The organism is Rhizobium sp. P1_E6, from assembly GCF_056405875.1.
On sequence record NZ_JBFUBG010000031.1, the window covers coordinates 18,607 to 38,093 of the forward strand.

Below are 19,487 nucleotides of genomic sequence, written 5' to 3' on the forward strand. Positions count from 1 at the left end.
GCGGGGCCAGTGCCCCGCTCCTGCCAACCTTGAGGAGATAGATCATGTCCTATGGATTTCTCGACATAGCCTCGACGCCCAGCGTGCGCGCTGCCCAGGCCGAAATGGGCGTGCAGGACTTCTGGACCAGCCTGCCGACCGACAGGAGCTTCGACCGCTTCACGGAGAACGAGAGCGCCTTCATCGCCTCCCGTGACAGTTTCTACATGGCCACCGTTTCGGAAACGGGCTGGCCTTATGTTCAGCACAGGGGCGGCCCGCAGGGTTTCCTGAAGGTACTCGACGATCGCACGCTTGCATTTGCGGACTACCGCGGCAACCGGCAGTACATCAGCACGGGCAACCTGGCTGCCAATGACAGGGTCTGCCTCTTTCTCATGGACTATCCCCGCCGGGCGCGGCTGAAGATCTATGCCCATGCTGAAAAACTGCCACTCGATGCCGATCCTGATCTGACGGAAATGCTCGCCACGCCATCCTATCGTGCCAAGCCGGAACGCCTTTTCCGCCTGCGTCTCGAAGCCTTCGACTGGAATTGCCCGCAGCATATCGCGCCGCGATATACAGAGGCGGAGATCGCCGTCGCCGTCCAGCCGCTTCGCCAGCGCCTCGCGGAGTTGGAAGCAGAGAATGCCGCCTTGCGGGCACAGGTCGTGCGCGCTGGAGATATCGAGTAGCGGTTAGCTACTGAGCCGAAACCATGCCCCGATCAGTGAGCGTCATACTGGCGAGATCAACGCCATCGCGCCCCGGGCTGCTGCCCGGCCGATGGCCTGGAGCTGGTCGGGATTGCTCCGAGACTGCTCGACGGCGCTTTCGACCAGCAGCGCCTGCAACAACAGGGCTTCGGGGCAACCAGCACTTCCTCCTTTCAGAACTCCAGAAATCCCGCCAGACTTGTTACTCCCGCTCATTGGCGGCCGGGCCTAGGCTCCTTGGCGATCATCAGGGAACCCCCTGATGGCATGGTCAATCATAGGAGCATGTCTTGAACATCGAAAACAAAACGGTGCTGATTACCGGCGCCAATCGTGGCATCGGCCGGGCTCTCCTGGACGAAGCGCTGCGGCGCGGTGCAAAGCGCGTTTATGCGGGATCGCGCAGCGAGCAGCAGCATGGGGATGAGCGCGTCACCTTCCTCAAACTCGATATCACCGACGAGCATGATGTCCGGCAGGCGGCAGCCGCTGTTGAGAACCTCGATATACTCATCAACAATGCCGGAATCTTCATGCCCGACGATCTCGATGATACGGACATCATCAATCGCCATCTGGCGGTCAATTTTTTCGGGCCGCTGAGGGTGACCAAGGCTTTTGTGCCGGCGTTGACGCGGTCGAAAGGCGCCATCATCAACAACCTCTCCCTGTCGGCACTTGTGCCGGTCGCTTCCACGCCGGCCTATTCGATTTCGAAGGCGGCGGCCCATAACCTCATGCAGGCCTTCAGGGCGCTCCTCTCCGCTCGCGGTGTCGCCGTACACAGCTGCTTCACCGGACCTGTCGATACCGACATGACGCGCGGCTTCGAGGTGCCGAAGTCACCACCCGGCCTGGTGGCAGCGGGAATATTCGACGGCTTCGAAAGAGGCGAGGACGATATCTTTCCCGACCCTTACTCCGAACGCATTGCCGATGTCTGGCGCACCGGCGTCATAAAGGCTCTCGAACAGGAATTCGCCGCCTACGTTCCGCCCGCCGCTGAAGTGGCTCAGGACTGCTGCCACCACTGACATTCCGCTTTGCGAGCGAACGGCATGCGCACCGTTCGCCGCAAGCAGCTGCCTTTACTTCATATAGAGCGCACGCGAGCGTTCCAGATGCTTGAGCACTGCGGCCTCTGCACCATCAGCATCATTGGCAGCAAGCTGCTCCAGGATCTCTTCGTGTTCGGCGAGCGTAAACTTTTCCTTGCCGGTCCAGATCAGCATTTCCGTGTGATACTCCTTCAGCCATGCCAGCATGGCTTCGCTGACGGCCACATAGATCGGGTTGCCGGAAATCTGGGCGATACGCGTATGAAAGCGCATATCGGCGGAGATGAACTCTTCGGCATGGCCGAGCGAGGCCCGCTGATGGTCGATAATGTCGCGAAGCGCCTTGACATCGGATTGCTTGGCGCGTTGGGCAGCCTCGCGCGCCATTCCACGCTCGAAGAAGATACGGGCGGTTTTCAGGTGCTCGAGCGAATCGGCAGATTGCGACAGCATGATCTTCGCCGTCAGGTCGACCTGTCGGAAGATCGACTGGGCAGTCAGTTGCAGGACTTTTGCCCGCTCTCCATGCGAAATGCTGACGAGGCCCTTGTTGGCAAGAGACTGCATGGCCTCGCGGATCGCCGGGCGGCCGACGCCGAAGCGCTCCATCAGAACGCGTTCGGACGGCATTTCGTCGCCCGGTTGCAACTCTCCTGAGGTGATCAGCCGTTCCAGCCTGTCAAAAACCTCGTCAGACAGTTTTCGACGGACAATTGGCTCGATGGCTGAGGTCATGGGGTCTCGCTGGCTCAAATCTTCTCTCCCCTTAGCATTTTCACCGACCGACGACAAAGCGCACGACGCGAAATTCACACTTGCTGAAAATTTCCGTTGCAGAAAATGGAATACTCATTATACCAGATCACGAGTTGACGCCATGACTTCTTGCCGTGGCGAGAGGAGCAACCGGCAATTTCATGATGATAACCCTCACCTACCGCATCGAGACACCCGGCAGCGTCGAAGCGATCGCGAACAAGATCGCCTCCGATCAATCGACCGGCACCTTCGTCCCGGTTCCTGGCGAAACGGAAGAGCTGAAGTCGCGCGTGGCCGCCCGCGTCCTCGCGATCCGCCCGCTTGAAGAGGCAAATCATCCGTCGTGGCCCGAAGCGCCTGAAGGTTCCAGGCTACAGCGCGCCGATGTCGATATCGCTTTCCCGCTCGATGCCATCGGCACGGATCTTTCCGCGCTGATGACGATCGCAATCGGCGGGACCTTCTCCATCAAGGGCATGACCGGCCTGCGTGTCATCGACATGAAACTGCCGGAGGCCTTCAGGGATGCCCATCCCGGCCCGCAATTCGGCATTGCGGGCAGCCGGCGCCTGACCGGCGTCGAGGGCCGGCCGATCATCGGCACGATCGTCAAGCCGGCGCTCGGCCTGCGGCCGCATGAAACCGCCGAGCTCGTCGGCGAGCTGATCGAATCCGGCGTCGACTTCATCAAGGACGACGAGAAACTGATGAGCCCGGTCTATTCGCCGCTGAAAGAGCGTGTGGCGGCGATCATGCCCCGCATTCTCGATCGCGAGCAGAAGACCGGCAAGAAGGTGATGTATGCCTTCGGCATCTCGCATGCCGATCCCGACGAGATGATGCGCAACCACGACCTTGTTCTCGAAGCGGGCGGCAATTGTGCCGTCGTCAACATCAATTCGATCGGCTTCGGCGGTATGAGCTTCCTGCGCAAGCGCTCCGGGCTCGTGTTGCATGCGCATCGCAACGGCTGGGACGTGCTGACACGCCATCCCGGCATCGGCATCGATTTCAAGGTGTATCAGCAGCTCTGGCGGTTGCTCGGCGTCGACCAATTCCAGATCAACGGCATCCGCGTCAAATACTGGGAGCCGGACGAAAGCTTCGTTGCCTCTTTCAAGGCGATCAGCACGCCGCTCTTTAATCCTTCCGACTGCCCGCTGCCGGTGGCCGGTTCCGGCCAGTGGGGCGGCCAGGCGCCCGAAACCTATCAGCGCACCGGCCGCACCACCGATCTGCTCTACCTTTGCGGCGGCGGCATCGTCAGCCATCCGCAGGGACCCGCAGCCGGTGTGCGTGCCGTTCAACAGGCATGGCAGGCGGCCGTCGCCGACATTCCGCTCGATGATTATGCCAAAGATCATCCGGAGCTTGCCGCCTCGATTGTCAAATTCGGCGACGGCAAGGCGGGGTGAATAAGATGCGTGACCTGCTCGTCAGCTATTACGGCGACGATTTCACCGGCTCCACAGATGTAATGGAGGCGCTCGCCAGCAACGGTATTCCGACCGTGCTGTTCCTCGGCATCCCCGATCAGGCGATGCTCGATCGCTTCCAGGATTGCCGTGCGGTCGGCGTTGCCGGAACGAGCCGCAGCGAAAGCCCGGCCTGGATGAAGGAGCATCTTGCCCCGACCTTCCAATGGCTGAAGGGCTTGCAGGCAAAGATCTGCCATTACAAGGTCTGCTCGACATTCGATTCCGCGCCTGATGTCGGCAACATCGGCACGGCGATCGAGATCGGCAAGGCAGCCTTCGGCCAGTCGCTCGTTCCCGTCATCGTCGGCGCGCCACAGCTGAAGCGCTACACGGCTTTCGGCAATCTCTTTGCTGCCTATCAAGGGCGTGTTTTCCGAATCGACCGCCATCCGGTCATGAGCCGCCATCCCGTCACCCCGATGCATGAGGCGGATCTTGCCCTGCATCTCGGCAGACAGACCGATCTTCCCGTGTCTTTGGCCGATCTGACGCTGCTTTCAGCATCGGATGCCGATACCAGGATCGACGAGCTGGTTGCCAACCTATCCGGTATCCTGCTTCTCGATGTCGATTCTGACGAGAGCCAGGTTTTCGCCGGCCGGCAGTTGCAGCGGATCACGAATGCCAAGGGCGGCTTCGTCGCCGGCTCCTCCGGTGTCGAATATGCGCTCATCAATGCCTGGCGCACGGCCGGAATGATCGGCCCCGGCATCGCGTTCCAGTCTCCCGGCAAGGTCGACCGGCTTGCCGTGGTCTCCGGCAGCGTATCGCCGACGACCGAGCGGCAGATCCGCGCGGCCGTCGCCGATGGCTTCGAGGATATCCCGCTTGATCCGCTGGCACTCGTCGGCGCCGATGCCGGGGCCGCGCTGGATGCGGCAGTGGCCGCGGGGCTTGTCGCCCTGAAAACAGGTCGCAGCGTCATCCTGCATACCGCGCTTGGGCCTTCGGCCGATCGTGGCGCCGATATCGATCAGCTGCCCGGCGCCCGTCATCGCGTCGGCCGCGCGCTCGGCACGATCCTGCGCCGCCTCGTCGAAACCGAAAAGCTTTCGCGCGCCGTCATTGCCGGTGGCGACACCTCGAGCCATGCCCTGAGAGAATTGCGTGTCGATGCACTGACGACCCTGCTGCCGTTGCCGCAGACTCCCGGTTCGCCGCTCTGCACCGCCCATGGCGGCCATGCGCCGACGGATGGGCTGCAGATTGCGCTGAAGGGCGGGCAGGTCGGCGCGGACGGCTATTTCGCTCAGATCCGGGACGGAAGACCGTTCTGACGGCCAATCAGGCGGTGTCCGCCTGCTGGACAACAATGGAATGGTGATTGACTCATCATACCAGTTACGATACCAATCTCGCATACAAAGGTGAGGAAACATGACTGCAATTGCCCTCTTCGGCGCCGGTGGAAAAATGGGATACCGGCTGGCCAAGAATCTCAAAGGTTCCCGTTTTGACGTTCGCCATGTCGAGGTCAGCGATGTCGGCAAGGCACGTCTGAAGAGCGATCTCGGCATCGATTGCACGCCGGCCGATGCCGCGCTCGACGGTGCCGACGTCGTGATCCTGGCCGTGCCGGATACCGCGATCGGCAAGGTAGCCGCCGGCATCGTCGACAAGCTGAAGCCAGGCACAATGGTCGTCGCGCTCGATGCGGCCGCCCCCTTTGCCGGCCACCTGCCGCAGCGCAACGATCTTACCTACTTCGTCACCCATCCCTGCCATCCGCCGATCTTCAACGACGAGACGGACATGCAGGCCAAGAAGGACCATTTCGGCGGCCTTTTTGCCAAGCAGCACATCGTCTCGGCACTGATGCAGGGTCCAGACAGCGCTTACGGCCTCGGCGAAGAGATCGCCAAGGTGATCTGGGCGCCGGTCATGCGCTCGCACCGCGTCACCGTCGAGCAGATGGCGATGTTGGAGCCCGGCCTTTCGGAAACCGTTTGCGCCTCGCTGCTCGTCATCATGCGTCAGGCCATGGACGAATGCGTCTCGCGCGGCGTTCCGGCGGAAGCTGCCCGCGACTTCCTGCTCGGCCACATGAATGTGCTCGGTGCCGTCATCTTCAAGGAAGTCGATGGCGTGTTCTCGGATGCCTGCAATAAGGCGATCGAGTTCGGCATTCCGGCGCTTATGCGCGACGACTGGAAGAAGGTCTTCGAACCTCAGGAGATCGCCGACAGCATCCGGCGCATCACCTGACACTACCGCGGCAGGGCTCGGGCCTTGCCGCCTTGCCGGCCCGGGGGGACTTTGAAGACGGGCCGGTTTTCGATTTCGCATGAATTTCAGCCGAGCCGGGGTTGGTTCGGCCATGCGTCAAACCTGGGAGGAGAAACCATGAAGCTTACACGTAGACTGACCCTTGCCGCCTTCGCCGGCGCCCTATCGCTCGGCGTTGCGATGCCGGCCTTTTCGGCTGACCTGATTGCCATCATCACGCCGGCCCACGACAACCCCTTCTTCAAGGCCGAAGCTGTCGGCGCCGAGGCCAAGGCCAAGGAACTCGGCTATGAGGCGCTCGTCATGACACATGACGACGATGCCAACAAGCAGTCGGAAATGATCGACACCGCCATCGGCCGCGGTGCCAAGGCAATCATCCTCGACAATGCCGGCGCTGACGCTTCGGTTGCCGCCGTCAAGAAGGCCAAGGATGCCGGCATCCCCTCCTTCCTGATCGACCGCGAAATCAATGCGACCGGCGTTGCCGTCGCCCAGATCGTTTCCAACAACTATCAGGGCGCCCAGCTCGGCGCGCAGGAATTCGTCAAGCTCATGGGCGAGAAGGGCAATTATGTCGAGCTCGTCGGCAAGGAATCGGACACCAATGCCGGCATCCGCTCACAGGGCTATCATGACGTCATCGACGACTATCCGGACCTGAAGTCGGTCGCCAAGCAGTCGGCCAACTGGAGCCAGACGGAAGCCTATTCGAAGATGGAAACCATTCTGCAGGCCAACCCTGATATCAAGGGCGTGATCTCCGGCAACGACACGATGGCCATGGGTGCGATTGCCGCCCTCCAGGCTGCCGGCCGCAAGGATGTCATCGTCGTCGGCTTCGACGGCTCCAACGACGTTCGCGACTCCATCAAGTCGGGCGGCATCAAGGCGACCGTGCTGCAGCCGGCCTATGCGCAGGCGCAGCTGGCTGTCGAACAGGCCGACGCCTTCATCAAGAACAAGACGGCGCCGAAGGAAGAAAAGCAGCTGATGGACTGCGTCCTCATCAATGCCGACAATGCCGGCAAGCTCGAGACCTTCGCCATCGCAAAGTAAGGCGGACCGATTAATGCAGGGAGCGCGGGAGACTGCGCTCCCTGCAGCCTATTTCCATTGATTTCGAGGTTTATCGCATGTTGAGGATCAGGGGCGCCCTGATCGCCGCTTTCGTGGCGGCGGCTTTGCCCGGCTGCAAGATCATCAAGACTCCGACTGCGGAAGAAAAAGCCGCAGCGGCGGCAAAGAGCGCTTTCGATCCGAATGCCAAGGTCGAGGCGATTTGGCAGCCACAGGTCGTTCCCTATTATGAAAAGCGCGCCGGCGAGCTGAAAGATGTGGCGGCGCTGGCCGCTTCGAACCCAGATCAAGCCGGTGAGAAATACGGCAATCCGCGCAAGCAGGCGAGCTCGCCTTGGACCTATGCGGTGAAATTCACAGGCAAGGTCGTCGCCGCCGATACGGCATCACGGGCAGCAGCGCTCGATGTCGATGCCGATGGCGACGGCAAGGCGGATGCCAAGGTGCAGATCGGACCGGCCATCCGCGGCACGGCGCTGCGCGACACGCTGGATTTCGTCAATTTCAACGAGTTCAAGAACCAGATCGAATGGGCGCAGTTCGGCAAGTCCTTCAATGAGAAGGCGAACGCCGCATTTCTCTCGGCGGTCCCGCGCGACGGACTGGTCGGCAAGACGGTTACTGTCACGGGCGCCTTCCCGCTGCCGTCGGGCAACGATCTGCCGCTCGTCACCCCTTCAGCGCTGACGGTAGCACCATGACCATGGCCGAGGCTCCAACCGACGATATCATTCTGCGCCTCGACGACGTGTCGAAGGTCTATTCCGGCATCGTCGCCGTCAAGCGCGCCAATCTCGAGCTGCGTCGCGGCGCCGTCAACGTGCTGGTCGGTGAAAACGGTGCGGGCAAATCGACGCTGATGAAGATCATCGCCGGTGTCGAGCGGCCGACGCTTGGGCGCATCATTCTGGACGGCGAAACCGTTTCCTTCGACAGCCCGGCCGATGCGCAGGCGCACGGCATCGGCATGATCTTCCAGGAGCTCAATCTCTTCGCCAATATGTCGGTCGCCGAAAACATCTTTGCGACGCGTGAATTGACCCGCGGCGTGCTCGGCATCGACCATAAGGAACAGGTCCGCAAGGCCAACGAATTCCTTGACCGGCTCGATGCCGGCATCGATGCTCAGACCATGGTCGAGGATCTGCCGATCGGCCAGCAACAGCTTGTCGAAATCGCCAAGGCGATGTCGCTGAACGCCCGCATCCTGATCATGGACGAGCCGACGTCGGCACTGTCGGCCGCCGAAGTCGAGATCCTCTTCAAGGTGATCGGCGAGTTGAAGGCGCAGGGCGTGGCGATCGTCTATATCTCCCACCGGCTGGAAGAGCTGATGCGGATCGGCGACTACATCACCGTGCTGCGCGATGGGCAGATCACCGGGCACGCCATGGTCAGGGATATCGACACGCGCTGGATCGTGCGTTCGATGATCGGCTCCGACGCCAAGGATTTTGCCAAATCCGAGGATCATGCGCTCGGTAAGGAAATGTTCCGCGCCGAAAACATCAGCCTGCCGCGGCCGACCGGCGGGCTTGCCGTCGATAATGTCTCTCTGTCCGTCAAGGCAGGCGAGATCCTCGGCATCTACGGCCTGATGGGTGCAGGGCGTAGCGAATTCTTCGAATGCGTCATCGGCCGCCACGCGCACTCGACCGGCAAGATCTTCATCGACGGGCAGGAAGTGCGGGCGCGCGATACGACACGGCGCATCCGCCGCGGTCTCGCCCTCATTCCCGAGGACCGGCAGCGCGAGGGGCTGGTGCAGGTTCTCTCCATCGCCTCCAACCTGACGCTTGCCAGCCTCGGTCGCTTCACACGCCTCTTCCATATCGACGCCAAGGCCGAGAAAAACGCCATCGTCGAGGCGATCCGCGATCTCTCCATCAAGGCGCCGAACCCGGATTTCGAGGTCACCTCCATGTCCGGCGGCAACCAACAGAAGGTGGTCATCGGCAAGGCATTGATGACCAATCCGAAGGTTCTTTTGATGGACGAGCCGAGCCGCGGCATCGATGTCGGCGCCAAGGCGGATGTTTTCCGCACCATGCGCCGGCTTGCCGCCAATGGCCTCGCCATCCTGTTTTCAACCTCCGACCTCGAGGAGGTCATGGCGCTTTCCGATCGCATCGCGGTGCTCAGCAACGGCCATCTCATCGCCGTTTTCGACCGCAATCAGGCGACGGAAGAGGCGATCATCGCTGCCTCCGCCAAGGGCCACGAACACCAAGGGAAACTCGCGTCATGACGGCGGCTACCACATCTACTTCCGCGCCGAAGAGCGCGAACGGCTCCTTCCTGCTGACGTTGATGAAGCTTCGAACCTTCATCGCGCTCTTTGCCGTCATCATCTTCTTCTCGATATTCGCGCCGAACTTCACTTCGACTGCGAACATGATCCTGATGTCGAAGCATGTGGCGCTGAACGCCTTCCTGGCGATGGGCATGACCTTCGTCATCATCACCGGCGGCATCGACCTGTCGGTCGGCTCGATCGTCGGCCTCTGCGGCATGGTCGCCGGTGGCCTCATCCTCTACGGCATCGAACTGCCGATCGGCTATACTGTTTATTTCAACCTCGCGGAGATCGTGTTGATCACGCTCGCAATCGGCCTCATCATCGGGCTGATCAACGGGTTGCTGATCACCAAGCTCAATGTCGCGCCCTTCATCGCCACACTCGGCACGCTCTATGTCGCGCGCGGCCTCGCACTACTGTCGTCCGACGGCCAGACCTTTCCGAACCTCGTCGGCCGGCCGGAATATGCGACGACCGGTTTCGATTTCTTCGGCGCCGGCCGCATTCTCGGCCTGCCTGTGTCGATCTGGATCCTGATTTTTCTGGCGCTCGTCGCTGCCTATGTAGCGCGCTCGACACCGATCGGCCGCCATATCTTTGCCGTGGGCGGCAACGAACGCGCCGCCCGCATGTCGGGCATCCGCGTGGATCTGGTCAAGATCTTCGTCTACATGTTCTCCGGCCTGTGCGCGGCAATCGTCGGCATTGTCATCTCCTCGGAACTGATGGCCGCACATCCGGCAACCGGCGAAAGCTTCGAACTCAACGCGATTGCCGCAGCCGTTCTCGGCGGCACCTCGATGTCGGGCGGTCGCGGCACGATCGGCGGCACGATCATCGGCGCCTTCGTCATCGGCATTCTCTCCGATGGTCTCGTCATGATGGGGGTTTCCTCCTTCTGGCAGATGGTGATCAAGGGGCTGGTGATTATCATCGCCGTCGTCGTCGACCAGGCGCAGCGTCGGCTGCAGCAGCGCGTCACCCTTATGCAGATGGCAAAGGCAGGTTGAAATGGCTGACTTGAAAGGTGCTTTGATCGGTTGCGGCTTCTTTGCGATCAATCAGATGCATGCGTGGAAGGACGTTGACGGTGCTTCGATCGTGGCCATCTGCGACCGGGACCCGGAGCGGCTGAAGATTGTCGGCGACCAGTTCGGCATTAACAGGCGCTACACGGATGCCGCAGCCATGTTTGCCGATGGCGGCTTCGATTTCGTCGATATCGCCACCACGGTCCAGAGCCACCGGGCGCTGGTGGAGATCGCCGCCAGCCACAAGATCCCGGCCATCTGCCAGAAGCCTTTTGCGAAGACGCTTGCCGATGCCAAGGCGATGGTCGAGGCCTGCCGGAGTGCCGGCATTCCGCTGATGGTGCATGAGAATTTTCGTTGGCAGACGCCGATCCAAGCCGTTCGCCGGCTCTTGGACAACAAGGCGATCGGCACGCCCTTCTGGGGCCGCTTCTCCTTCCGCTCCGGCTACGACGTGTTTTCGGGCCAGCCCTATCTCGCCGAAGGCGAACGCTTCATCATCGAGGACCTTGGCATCCATACGCTCGATATCGCCCGCTTCATCCTCGGCGACGTGAAAACGCTGACAGCCCGCACCAAACGCGTCAATCCAAAGATCAAGGGCGAGGATGTCGCGACGATCCTGCTCGACCACGAGAGCGGCGCGACATCCGTCGTCGACGTCAGCTACGCGACCAAGCTTGGCACAGAGCCTTTCCCGGAAACGCTGATCGAGCTCGACGGCACCGATGGCACGATCCGTCTTTCTGTCGGCTACCGGCTCGAAGTGACCAATGCGGCAGGTACTGTCGTTTCCGATGCCTCGCCGGAGTTGCTCGCCTGGGCATCGCGGCCCTGGCATAATATTCAGGAAAGCGTCTATGCGATCCAGAAACACTGGGTCGACCGGTTGAAAAATGGCGGCGAGCCCGCAACCTCGGGTGCCGACAATCTCAAGACCTTTGCCCTTGTCGAAGCGGCCTATGACAGTGCCGCGTCCGGCAAGACGATCGATGTAGAGGCGATGCTGAAATGACCACGGACGCCTTCGCCCTCTACGGCACGCATGAGGCCGAAGAACATCCGGTCCGCCTGACCGCCGGGCGCCTCTCGGCCGATCTTGCCAACGGCAATCTGCGGACAATCCGCTATGACGGCATCGAGGTGCTGCGCGCCGTCTCCTATCTGGTGCGCGACCGCGACTGGGGTACCTACAGCCCTCATATCGAGGGCCTGTCGGTCGAGCAGGACAAAGGAAGCTTTTCCGTCCGCTATGTCGCGCGCTGCAACGGACCCGATGACAGCACGCTCGCAATTTCGGTACGGATCGCGGCGACTGAAAGTGAACTGATTTTCGCGGCCGAAGCGCTCTCGCCTGATGGTTTCGAAACCAATCGCTGCGGCTTCTGTATCCTGCATCCGATCGTCGGCATTGCCGGAAGTCCGGCAAAGGTCGAGCATGTCGATGGCAGCATCGACGAGACGCATTTTCCCGATAAGATTGAACCCTGGCAACCCTTCAAGGACATGCGGGCAATCACCCATCAGGTGCTGCCAGGGGTTTCGGCCGAATGCCGCATGGAAGGCGATACGTTCGAGATGGAAGACCAGCGCAACTGGTCGGACGCATCCTACAAGACCTATGTGCGCCCGCTCGCCCTGCCCTGGCCCTATCAGATCGCCGCCAACGAACCGGTGAAGCAGAGGATCGTCCTTTCGATCCGCGATACCAGGAGTGATCAGACGACGGCCCCCGGCTCAACTGCCGGCGCCATTCGGCTCGAACCGGCTGGGCGGAGCGGCACCATGCCGGCCATTGGCCTGATCGTCACCCCTGAGGAAGCCAAGGCAACACTTGCGGCCCGTGATCTGCTTAACGAGATCGCGCCACAGGAACTGCTCTTCCACTTCGACCCGAATGCGGGTCACGGCGCGCAAGCATTCAGGGATTTCGCCGCCGTCGCCGCCGTTCATCGCGGCCGCTCGACGCTGGAAATCGCCCTTCCCTGCAGGCAGACGCCGGCAACTGAAACGGCAGAAATTGCCGGGCAGATGCAGGATGCAGGCTTTCGTCCGGCCGCCATCCTGATTTCGCCCTCCGTCGATCGGCAGTCGACGCCTCCCGGTAGCAAATGGCCGGAATGCCCACCGCTCGAAGAGGTGTATGCCGCAGCCCACGCGGCCTTTGCCGGTATCCGCATCGGCGGCGGCATGTTGAGTTACTTCACCGAACTCAACCGCAAGCGCGTGCCGGCCGAACGCCTCGCGTTCATAAGCCATTGCACCAATCCGATCGTCCATGCCGCCGATGATCTGAGCGTCATGCAGACCCTGGAAGCGCTGCCCTTCATCACGGGCTCGGCGCGCGCCATCTATGGCGACAAGTCCTACCGGATCGGCCCCTCGACCATTCCCATGCGGCAGAACCCCTATGGCAGCCGCACGATGGACAATCCCTCCAACGGACGCATTCCGATGGCCAACCGCGATCCGCGCCACAACGGCCGCTTCGCGGAGGCCTTCGCGCTCGGTTATGCCATACGGGTACTTGATGCCGACATCGAATGCATGACGCTTTCGGCACTCACTGGCCCCTTCGGCCTGGTTGCCGGTAAGGCAGAGCCAACGGAGGAAGGCGGCAATCGGCCGCTTTTCAACGTGGTGAAGCTTCTCTCCAGCCTTGCCGGCTCGTCGTGGAAAAGCTGTGCTTCCTCACGCCCATCAGAGCTGTTGGCTTTCATTTCGCGGCAATCATTCAATGCGACACTGCACATCGTCAACCTGACGGCGGAAGAGCGAAGCGTCGATATCGCGGCCTTCGGGTCCGCTTCGCGCGGTGGAAGCGTGACGCTCGATGCCTTCGGCGCGATAGCCGTTCGCCTCACCGATTGACCGGTTGCTTATCCGTCCTCTCGCCGACCGAAACGCCAGCGAGCGCCGGTGGCGCTGTCAAACTTAGGTGCTCGTTCAGCTAGACAGCACCATTGAAGGAAATGTGAACGCCCTCGTCATGGTTACCTCATCATACCAGTTGACATGTCAATGAGCATCCTGCAAGAAAGGCTCCAGCTTTACAAGAGGAGGACGTAATGCTGACGCTTTCTGCAAAATTGAAGTCTTCATGCATGGCCGCTATCGCTGTCGCGGCTGTTGCCGTGACGCCCGTCAAGGCTGAGGACATCACGCTCTGGACGCTGAACTTCGACAACAACGCTGCCAATGTGGCACTGAAGAAGGTTGCGAGCGACTTCGAAGCGGCAAATCCGGGAACCCATATCGAGATCGTCCAGCGCGCTGTCGACGAGCACAAGACGGCGCTGCGCGTGGCTGCCGGCTCCAACCGCGGCCCTGATATCTATTTCAGCTGGGCAGGCCTTGGCCTTGGCGGCGAATATGTGAAGGCCGGCCTGTCGCTGCCGCTCGACAAGTACTACACCGAATACAAGTGGAACGACGAGCTGCTTCCCGCAGCAGCTGCCTTTGCCGATCTCTATCCGGGCGGCAAGCAAGGCACGCCTTTCACCTTCAAGGGTGAGGCTGTCTATTATAACAAGAAGCTTTTCCAGCAGGCCGGCATCACCGAAGAGCCGAAGACCTATGACGAGCTTCTGGCAGCAGCCGAGAAGCTGAAGGCAGCCGGCATTCCGGGCTTCACCTTCGGCGGCACCGTCAACTGGCACGTCATGCGCCTGATGGACGTCATCCTCGAAACCAAGTGCGGTGCCGAAAAGCACGACCAGCTGAAGCTGATGAAGCTCGACTGGTCGACGGAGCCCTGCGCCACCGACGCATTTGCCGAATTCGCCAAGTGGACGAAGGATTATACGCTCCAGCCTTTCATGGGCATCGACAACAAGCAGTCCTATAGCCTGTTTACCGCAGGCCGTGCGGCGATGATGCTGGAAGGCGACTGGCTGGTCGGTCAGCTCTCCGGCAGCGGCGTCAACCTCGATGATTACGGGATCTTCCCCTTCCCGACCAACACCAACCGCCTCTACGGTTTTGCCGAGTATAATTACATCAGCACCAAGACCAAGAACCCGGATATGGCTGCGAAGTTCGTCGACTATTTCCTGTCGACGAAGGTGCAGCAGGATCTCGTCGGCCAGATCAGCTCGATCTCGGTCAACAAGAATGTCCAGTACACCAACCAGAAGCCTCTGGAAGCCGAGTGGCTGGATATCTTCAAGACCTACAGCAAGATCTACATGAACGGCGACCAGGCCTTCCCGCTTGACGTGACGACGGAATATTTCCGCGTCATCAACGATGTTGCCTCCGGCAGCATCGAGCCGGCCGCGGCTGCAAAGCAGATGCAGGCCTTCATCGCCGGCAGAACCTGACCCCTCCCGAGACGCCGGCTGGCCGACACAACGTCGGTCGGCTGGCGCCGCATACGCAAGACCGGCAGGGCGATGCCCTGCCCCGGAGGTGACAATGTCCTTGCGCCAAACAACGTATGATCCACGCGTGCAGGCCTTCATCCTGCTCGTGCCGGCTCTGGCCATCTACGCGATCTTCGCGCTCTACCCGATGCTGAACGTGGTTATCATCAGCTTCCAGAAGTGGAACGGGCTCGATCCGCAACGGCCCTTCGTCGGCCTCGCGAATTACGCGGCGATCTTCACGCGCGATCCGGTTTTCTGGGTCGCTTTCAAGAATACCGTGATCTGGACGCTGATGAGCCTGGTTTTCCCGCCGCTGGTCGGGCTGCTGCTGGCGCTCAGCCTTAACCAGAAGATTTTTGGCCGCAACAGCCTGCGCGCCATCTTCTACCTGCCCGTCATCATCGCGCCGATCGCCGTCGCCACCATGTGGAAGTGGATGTACGATCCCTTCTTCGGTCTGTTCAGCCAGATGCTGACCTCATGGGGGATGCAGACCTCGATCAAGGACTGGCTCGGCAACAAGGATATTGCGCTCTACTCCGTCTTCATCGCCTATCTTTGGCAGACCGTCGGTTTCTCGATGGTGCTGTTCCTCGCAGGCCTTCAGAACGTCTCGCAGACGCTCGTCGAAGCCGCCCGCATCGATGGCGCCGGCCGCTGGGCCGTGTTCAAGCATGTCACCCTGCCGGCGCTGCGACCCACAATTACGATCGTGCTCGTCCTCTCCATCATCTCGTCGCTGAAGGCCTTCGACATCGTCTACGGCCTGACCGGCGGCGGTCCTGCCCAGTCGACGCAGATGCTGGCGCTCTGGGCCTTCACCCAGGCGATGCAGATCTTCGATTTCGGCCGCGGTGCGGCGATCTCGGTGGTGCTGCTTTTGATCACCATGGCGATCGTCATCCCCTACCTGCGCTGGACACAAAAGCACGAGGAGGTCGACGCGTGACAGTTCTCGGAGCCGAAGTTGACGATATCGACATCGATATGAAGCCGATCCGGCTGAAGCGCGATCCTGTGCTGATCGGGTTGTGGATCGCGCTTGTCCTTGTCGCGCTGGTCTGGGTTGCACCCTTCATCTTCATCGTCTTCACCTCGTTGAAGACACCGGCGGCCGTCACCAGCACCGGCGCCTTCATGCCGCCCACCGAACTCGCCTTCCAAAACTACGCCGACGCCTGGAGCCGCGGCAATTTCGCCAGCTCCTTCTTCAACAGCGTCATCATCACCGTCATCAAGGTGCCTCTCGGCCTCGCGCTGTCGGCAATGGCCGCCTACGCGCTTGCCAAGATCAAGCTCAGGATCAGCAAGGCCCTCTTGCTGCTCGTCGTCTTCGGCACGATGATCCCCTTCCAGGTGATGCTGGCTCCGCTCTTCACGCTGGTGAATTCCTTCGGCCTGATAGACACTTATCCGGGCGTCATCCTGCCTTACATCGCCTTCGGCGTTCCCTATCAGGTCTTCATCCTGCACGGCTTCTTCAAAGGCATTCCGAAGGAGCTGTCGGAGGCAGCCCTCATCGATGGCGCCACACATTTCACCATCTTCCGGCGGATCTTCCTGCCGGTCTGCCTGCCGGTTCTCGCCGCCTTGCTGATACTCGACTTCGTCTCCACCTGGAACGAATTCGCCATGGCGCTCGTCCTTTTACAGGACCAGCACATGTGGACCCTGCCGCTCGGCCTCATGTCGTTTCAGGGTCAGTTTTCCAGCAATTACGGCCAGCTCAACGCCGCGATCGTCATGACCGTGCTACCGGCGACGATCGTCTATCTCATGTTCCAGCGCTACTTCGTGTCCGGGCTGACCTCCGGGGCCGTCAAGGGCTGACACCGAAATCTTGTTCTACGAGGAGAGACATATGTCTGATGCAGCAGTCGAAAAATGGGGCGTGTTCGAAGCGGCCTTCGCCGGCCCGTCCGAGGGCAATCCCTATCTCGACGTGGCATTCGATGCCGTGTTCATGCACAAGAGCCGGGAAGTCCGTGTGCCGGGATTTTATGACGGCAACGGCACCTACCGCATCCGCTTTATGCCCGACAGCGAAGGCGAATGGTCCTTCAAGACACGGTCGAAGACGGCTGCACTCGACGGCAAGACGGGTTCGTTTGTCGCAAGCGCACCATCAGCAGCCAATCACGGCCCCGTCCGGGTGCGCAACAAGTTTCATTTCGGTTATGCAGACGGCACGCCGTTCTTCTCCTTCGGCACGACCTGCTATGCCTGGACGCACCAGCCGCTGGAGATGCAGCAGCAGACGCTCGAGACGCTGAAGAAGACGCGCTTCAACAAGATCCGCATGGGCGTGTTCCCCAAGGATTATCCTTACAACGTCAACGAACCGCTGCATGCCGGCTTCGAAAAAGGCGCTGACGGCAAGGAGGACTTCGACYGGCCGAACCCGGCCTTCTTTCAGCATTTCGACCGGCAGGTGGCAGCCCTGTGTGCGCTCGGCATCGAGGCCGACATCATCATCTTCCATCCCTATGACCGCTGGGGTTATGCCGACATGTCGGCCGAGCAGGATTTCCGCTATGTCGCCTATCTGGCAGCGCGGCTTTCGGCCTACCGGAATGTCTGGTGGTCGCTTGCTAATGAATATGATTTCCTGATCGATACCAAGCCGATGGAGCAATGGGATCGCTATTTCCATATCCTGGAGGAAAACGACCCATACCAGCACCTGCGCTCCATCCATAATGGCGACGTGACGGCCAATTTCGACCATCGCAAACCATGGGTCACCCATACCTGCATCCAGAACCCCGACGTCAAGCGCACGCAGGAATGGCGCAATGCCTATGGCAAGCCCGTCGTCAACGACGAGCCAGAATATGAAGGCGATATCTTGCAGTCCTGGGGCAATCTCTCCGCCCAGGAGCTGGTCCACCGCTACTGGATCACTATGGCGCGCGGCGGTTATGCCGGCCATGGCGAGACCTATTCGCATCCCGAGGACCTGATCTGGTGGGCCAAGGGCGGCGAGCTGCACGGCGAGGCCTGGAAGCGCATCGGCTTCCTGCGGGACCTGCTCGAGGCCGACGTCAAGCACGGGCTGGAACCGCTCGGCATCATCGGAGAATGGCCCTGGTCTCGGGTCTCGGGCGCGCGGGACGGCGACGGCGACTTCCGGCTGATCTATCTCGGCGAGCATCAGCCCGTCATCTGGTCATCGGGCCTGCCGCTCGACGGCACCGATTACGACGTCGATATCATCGACACCTGGGAGATGACGATCACACCGGCCGAAAAGGTCGCCGCACCCGTGCCGCATCCCACCCGTCATGGCGCGATCGTGCGCGGCGGCAAGCCGGATGCAGCTTTCGGCGTCAAGCTGCCTCGCAAGCCGCATCAGGCACTGCGCGTGCGCAGGAAGCGCTAAAGATAGAAGGAGACGTCATGTCCGGGTTGAGTATCAACAAAGTCAAGAAATCCTTCGGTTCGGTCGACATCATCCACGGCATCGACGTGGAGATTGCCGACGGCGAGTTCGTCATCCTCGTCGGCCCGTCCGGCTGCGGCAAGTCAACGCTCTTGCGCATGATTGCCGGACTCGAGGAGATCAGCGCCGGCAAGATCAGCATCGACGGGCGCGTCGTCAACAATCTGCAGCCGAAGGACCGTGATATCGCCATGGTCTTTCAGAACTACGCCCTCTATCCGCAGATGACGGTCGCCCAGAACATGGGATTTGCTTTGGAGCTTGCCGGCGCCAAGCGGCCGGAGATCGACAGGAAGGTGGCGGAAGCCGCGGCGATCCTCGGCCTGCAGCCGCTTCTGGAGCGCAAACCGGCACAGCTTTCGGGCGGCCAGCGCCAGCGCGTTGCCATGGGCCGCGCCATCGTCCGCGATCCCAAGGTGTTTCTCTTCGATGAGCCGCTGTCAAACCTCGATGCCAAACTGCGCGTCAAGATGCGGGCCGAGATCAAAGCGCTGCATCAGCGCCTGAAGACGACGATCGTTTATGTCACGCATGACCAGATCGAAGCCATGACCATGGCCGACAAGATCGTCGTGCTGCAGGGCGGCCATGTTGAACAGATCGGCAGCCCGCTCGAACTCTATGACCGGCCGCGCAACATCTTCGTCGCCGGTTTCCTCGGTTCGCCGGCGATGAATTTCCTCGAGGGCACGCTTGAGGATACCGGCGGGCCTGGTCTCGCTCTTCCCGGCGGCGCGCGGGTCAAACTCTCTCAGGCGCCGGCCAATTCCGGGGGCAAGACACTCACGCTCGGCATCCGTCCCGAGGATATTTCGCTCGGTGGCGATGAGGGCGTCGAGGCGGTCGTGAAGGTTATCGAGCCGACCGGCTCGGAAACCCATGTCGCCGTCGAGGTCGAGGGCAAGGAGCTGACCTGGGTCGTGCGCGAACGCGTAAACCTTGCTCCGGAGCAGCGCGTCAAGCTGTCGTTTGCGACCCCCAAAGTACACTTCTTCGACCGGCAGACGCAGAACAGGCTCGACGCTTAAAGCTCGTTGTGTTCCCGCCAT

General features: G+C 61.1%; 17 protein-coding genes. 16 read left to right on the forward strand and 1 reads right to left on the reverse strand.

Translation table 11 applies throughout. The features are described 5' to 3' along the window. Positions 1–44 precede the first annotated feature (44 nt). Positions 45–677, forward strand: coding sequence for a pyridoxamine 5'-phosphate oxidase family protein (locus AC1D35_RS17000; protein WP_477939167.1), 633 nt, complete (start codon positions 45–47; stop codon positions 675–677). Positions 678–988: 311 nt separating this feature from the next. Beyond that, on the forward strand, positions 989–1,732 hold the full coding sequence (locus AC1D35_RS17005) for an SDR family NAD(P)-dependent oxidoreductase (RefSeq protein WP_477939169.1): 744 nt from the start codon (positions 989–991) through the stop codon (positions 1,730–1,732). A 54-nt stretch (positions 1,733–1,786) separates the two neighbouring features. On the opposite strand, the gene AC1D35_RS17010 is transcribed toward AC1D35_RS17005, so the two are convergent. Continuing rightward, positions 1,787–2,491, reverse strand: coding sequence for a transcriptional regulator NanR (locus AC1D35_RS17010; protein ID WP_477939171.1), 705 nt, complete (start codon positions 2,489–2,491; stop codon positions 1,787–1,789). A gap of 182 nt (positions 2,492–2,673) precedes the next feature. Here AC1D35_RS17010 and oiaX point away from each other — a divergent pair, with 182 nt between their 5' ends. From oiaX to AC1D35_RS17080, 14 genes are all read left to right on the forward strand, one after another. Continuing rightward, positions 2,674–3,930: a 3-oxo-isoapionate-4-phosphate decarboxylase OiaX gene (oiaX, locus tag AC1D35_RS17015; RefSeq protein WP_477939173.1), complete on the forward strand. Its 1,257-nt coding sequence runs from the start codon at positions 2,674–2,676 to the stop codon at positions 3,928–3,930. Between the two features lie 5 nt (positions 3,931–3,935). After that, complete coding sequence (locus AC1D35_RS17020) at positions 3,936–5,270, forward strand: four-carbon acid sugar kinase family protein (RefSeq protein ID WP_477939174.1); 1,335 nt, start codon at positions 3,936–3,938, stop codon at positions 5,268–5,270. A gap of 100 nt (positions 5,271–5,370) precedes the next feature. Continuing rightward, on the forward strand, positions 5,371–6,198 hold the full coding sequence (locus tag AC1D35_RS17025) for a phosphogluconate dehydrogenase C-terminal domain-containing protein (RefSeq protein ID WP_477939176.1): 828 nt from the start codon (positions 5,371–5,373) through the stop codon (positions 6,196–6,198). Positions 6,199–6,336: 138 nt separating this feature from the next. Then, positions 6,337–7,278, forward strand: coding sequence for a D-ribose ABC transporter substrate-binding protein (locus tag AC1D35_RS17030; RefSeq protein ID WP_113297337.1), 942 nt, complete (start codon positions 6,337–6,339; stop codon positions 7,276–7,278). Between the two features lie 77 nt (positions 7,279–7,355). Further along, positions 7,356–8,000, forward strand: coding sequence for a DUF2291 domain-containing protein (locus AC1D35_RS17035; RefSeq protein ID WP_113297336.1), 645 nt, complete (start codon positions 7,356–7,358; stop codon positions 7,998–8,000). Beyond that, a complete protein-coding gene (locus AC1D35_RS17040) occupies positions 7,997–9,547 on the forward strand; it encodes a sugar ABC transporter ATP-binding protein (RefSeq protein ID WP_113297335.1) in 1,551 nt (516 codons plus the stop codon). Before AC1D35_RS17035 ends, AC1D35_RS17040 begins: the two co-directional genes overlap by 4 nt. After that, positions 9,544–10,608 carry an ABC transporter permease gene (locus AC1D35_RS17045; RefSeq protein ID WP_113297334.1) on the forward strand — a complete coding sequence of 355 codons (1,065 nt, stop codon included), beginning with the start codon at positions 9,544–9,546 and terminating at the stop codon, positions 10,606–10,608. The genes AC1D35_RS17040 and AC1D35_RS17045 overlap by 4 nt, the downstream gene beginning before the upstream one ends. 1 nt (position 10,609) lies before the next feature. Beyond that, complete coding sequence (locus tag AC1D35_RS17050) at positions 10,610–11,644, forward strand: Gfo/Idh/MocA family protein (RefSeq protein WP_477939180.1); 1,035 nt, start codon at positions 10,610–10,612, stop codon at positions 11,642–11,644. Then, the gene (gene apnL / locus AC1D35_RS17055) at positions 11,641–13,500 is read left to right on the forward strand and encodes a D-apionate lactonase (protein WP_477939184.1); all 1,860 of its coding nucleotides are present in this window, start codon (positions 11,641–11,643) and stop codon (positions 13,498–13,500) included. The genes AC1D35_RS17050 and apnL overlap by 4 nt, the downstream gene beginning before the upstream one ends. Before the next feature lie 197 nt (positions 13,501–13,697). Continuing rightward, positions 13,698–14,951: an extracellular solute-binding protein gene (locus AC1D35_RS17060; RefSeq protein ID WP_477939186.1), complete on the forward strand. Its 1,254-nt coding sequence runs from the start codon at positions 13,698–13,700 to the stop codon at positions 14,949–14,951. Positions 14,952–15,045: 94 nt separating this feature from the next. Further along, entirely contained in the window at positions 15,046–15,945 is a 900-nt protein-coding gene (locus AC1D35_RS17065) for a carbohydrate ABC transporter permease (RefSeq protein ID WP_477939187.1), read from the forward strand. Between the two features lie 38 nt (positions 15,946–15,983). After that, positions 15,984–16,826 (forward strand): carbohydrate ABC transporter permease, encoded by an 843-nt coding sequence (locus tag AC1D35_RS17070; protein ID WP_477939208.1) that lies wholly within the window; start codon positions 15,984–15,986, stop codon positions 16,824–16,826. A gap of 31 nt (positions 16,827–16,857) precedes the next feature. Further along, positions 16,858–18,378 (forward strand): DUF5060 domain-containing protein, encoded by a 1,521-nt coding sequence (locus tag AC1D35_RS17075; RefSeq protein ID WP_477939189.1) that lies wholly within the window; start codon positions 16,858–16,860, stop codon positions 18,376–18,378. Positions 18,379–18,395: 17 nt separating this feature from the next. Beyond that, positions 18,396–19,466 (forward strand): ABC transporter ATP-binding protein, encoded by a 1,071-nt coding sequence (locus AC1D35_RS17080; protein WP_477939191.1) that lies wholly within the window; start codon positions 18,396–18,398, stop codon positions 19,464–19,466. Positions 19,467–19,487 lie beyond the last annotated feature (21 nt).